This is a genomic window from Achromobacter sp. DH1f, assembly GCF_000633435.1.
Lineage (GTDB): Bacteria > Pseudomonadota > Gammaproteobacteria > Burkholderiales > Burkholderiaceae_B > Achromobacter > Achromobacter deleyi.
Window position 1 is genome coordinate 1 of the sequence record NZ_AYMF01000091.1, and the last position, 2,072, is coordinate 2,072.

A 2,072-nucleotide genomic window follows, 5' to 3' on the forward strand; every position below is an offset into this window, starting at 1 on the left:
CGTCCGGCTGCGGATTGCCGGGCAGCGGCGGATCGTCGGGCGGCACATCTTGCGGTGCCCCCGGTGGCCGGTGATTGAGTTGAGTCATGGCGGGGTCTCCTCGGCGGCGCCAATTGCGCCGGTCCGCTACCCAGCAAGTGCCGTGCCCAGCCGGCCCACCCCATTGCCACGAGGCGAAAAAAAGCCCTCTGGCGAGGGCGTGATGCGGGCGGTCAGGCTTTGGGCGGTTTGCTTTCCCGAGGGGGGCCAGCGCCCTCCTGGGCCTCTTTGCCCAAAAATTCCACGACCGCGGCCTTGCCGGCGGCCGATGCCTCGTCCTGGCTGGCATAGCGCCGCTCGGAATAATTGGTGCTGCGCACATTGCCGCTGCCGGGGTCGAGCAACGTGATGATCCAGGCGAATTCGCCCGGCAGCAATTGCCTGACCTGCAGGGTGGCGCGCGTGCCCGGACGTAATCGTTGCGGCATGTTTGACGGACTGGGGAATGACTCGACGTCGCCATCGTAGCGCAAAGCGCGCGGCTGGCGGACCGGCATCAATGCTGCGAGCGCACATGCATTCCATGCTGCACAGTGCGCGGCAAAAACGCCACACCGCGATTCGGCGTCAGGAAAACCCTAGCGCCATCCGCCTGAATACAGGCGCACAATCAATCCAAACATGTAGACCGCAGCAGCGGCGGCCGCATCCCTTTAATCAGGCGAGGACGGAGACAACATGACTTACGTAGCAGTGGTTATCAGCTGTTTGATGGTTGTGGGTATCGTCGCGTTGGTGATTCAAACGGTTCAAAGCGCAGGGCCCGAGCCCTGGCTGAAGATATCGGCGGCGATTATCAGTTCCCTGTTCGCATCCCTGTTGCTCATTCCGCTTGGCTACGCTGTCGCGCAGACCATGGTGATGGATTGAGCGTTACCGTCGGCTGAGACCGGGGCTACCCGCCCCGGGCCGGCCTGCCGCGCGTTGCCGCCCAGCAGATCAACGAGCCGGCGGTCACCATTGCCACGCCCTGCCAGAACGCAGCGGACAGGGCCGTGGACAACCAGACGGCCGCAAAAAACGTCGACAGCACCGGCGTGAAATACGACGCGGTGGCGAGCAGCGTCAGGTTGCCCTTGAGTATCCCCAGATTCCACAGCGCATAACCGGCGGCCATCGCCCCCCCGGTCACGCATAGTTCCAGCACGCTGGCCCCGCGAAACACCAGGGCAGGCTCGTTGCTGAACCCGTATTTGATCCACAGCACCGCTGCCGTCAGCATGAAAAACAGCGCCACGCCATTCTTGCCGTCGGCAAAGCGTTTGGTGACGTTGCAATACACGGCCCAGATGATGGCGCCGCTGAACGCCAGGCCATAACTGAGGGGATTGCTCGAGACATTGGCGACCACGCCGTCCCAGGACAGCCCGCCCGAACCACCGACCACCCAGACGATGCCGCACAACGACAGCGCAATGCCGGGCACCACCCAGATTCCCGCGCGCTGGCCATTGATCAGGATTGCCAGGATGACCGTGAAGCACGGCCACAGGTAATTGACGATGCCCAGTTCGATGGCCTGGCCGCGGTTGGCGGCAAATCCCAGCGATAGCGACAGGCAGATTTCATAGACAACGAACAGCACGCTGCCTGAAATCAGGTACGAGCGCGGAAAAGACCGCAGTTTCGGAAAACCCAGCAGCAACACCAGGAACGCCGATCCGACCGTATAGATCAGGGCCGCGCCGCCAATCGGGCCGAAACTCTCGCTGACACTGCGGATCAGGCCCACGACGGTGCCCCAGAGCACCACGGCCATCAATCCCAGGAACGTCGCCGTCTTCCGGCTGGGAGCAAATTGCATTACTTTTTCCGATTGCCCGATATTCAAGCCACCGCCCGCGCCGGGCAAAGCGCGCGCCAAACCGTCGAGAGTGTAGCCAAAACCGCAGCCCCGCCGCCGGGCCCGCCCGCGTACGGGAATGAAATGCCAGAGAAGCGCCCGTTGAACAACACACAAGAGGGAGAACGAGCCGCATGACCATCTCAATACGCAGGCTGACCGACGTGCTGGCCACGACGGAATCCGGCCG

3 protein-coding genes are annotated in these 2,072 nt (G+C 63.1%); 1 reads left to right on the forward strand and 2 read right to left on the reverse strand.

Annotated features, from left to right (window positions below; translation table 11 throughout):
• Positions 1–212 precede the first annotated feature (212 nt).
• Entirely contained in the window at positions 213–536 is a 324-nt protein-coding gene (locus U858_RS0133090; RefSeq protein WP_232786657.1) for a hypothetical protein, read from the reverse strand.
• 181 nt (positions 537–717) lie between these two features.
• Between U858_RS0133090 and U858_RS0133095 the strand changes: the two genes are divergently transcribed.
• Positions 718–909 (forward strand): hypothetical protein, encoded by a 192-nt coding sequence (locus U858_RS0133095; RefSeq protein ID WP_025141354.1) that lies wholly within the window; start codon positions 718–720, stop codon positions 907–909.
• A 25-nt stretch (positions 910–934) separates the two neighbouring features.
• Here the strand turns inward: U858_RS0133095 and yddG are convergent, their stop codons facing one another.
• Positions 935–1,843: an aromatic amino acid DMT transporter YddG gene (gene yddG, locus U858_RS0133100; protein WP_025141355.1), complete on the reverse strand. Its 909-nt coding sequence runs from the start codon at positions 1,841–1,843 to the stop codon at positions 935–937.
• Positions 1,844–2,072: the final 229 nt, after the last annotated feature.

Coding starts and splice junctions, on each gene's coding strand:
- U858_RS0133090 (WP_232786657.1), bottom strand. CDS start 536: ATGCCGGTCCGCCAGCCGCGCGCTTTGCGCTACGATGGCGACGTCGAG.
- U858_RS0133095 (WP_025141354.1), top strand. CDS start 718: ATGACTTACGTAGCAGTGGTTATCAGCTGTTTGATGGTTGTGGGTATC.
- yddG (WP_025141355.1), bottom strand. CDS start 1,843: ATGCAATTTGCTCCCAGCCGGAAGACGGCGACGTTCCTGGGATTGATG.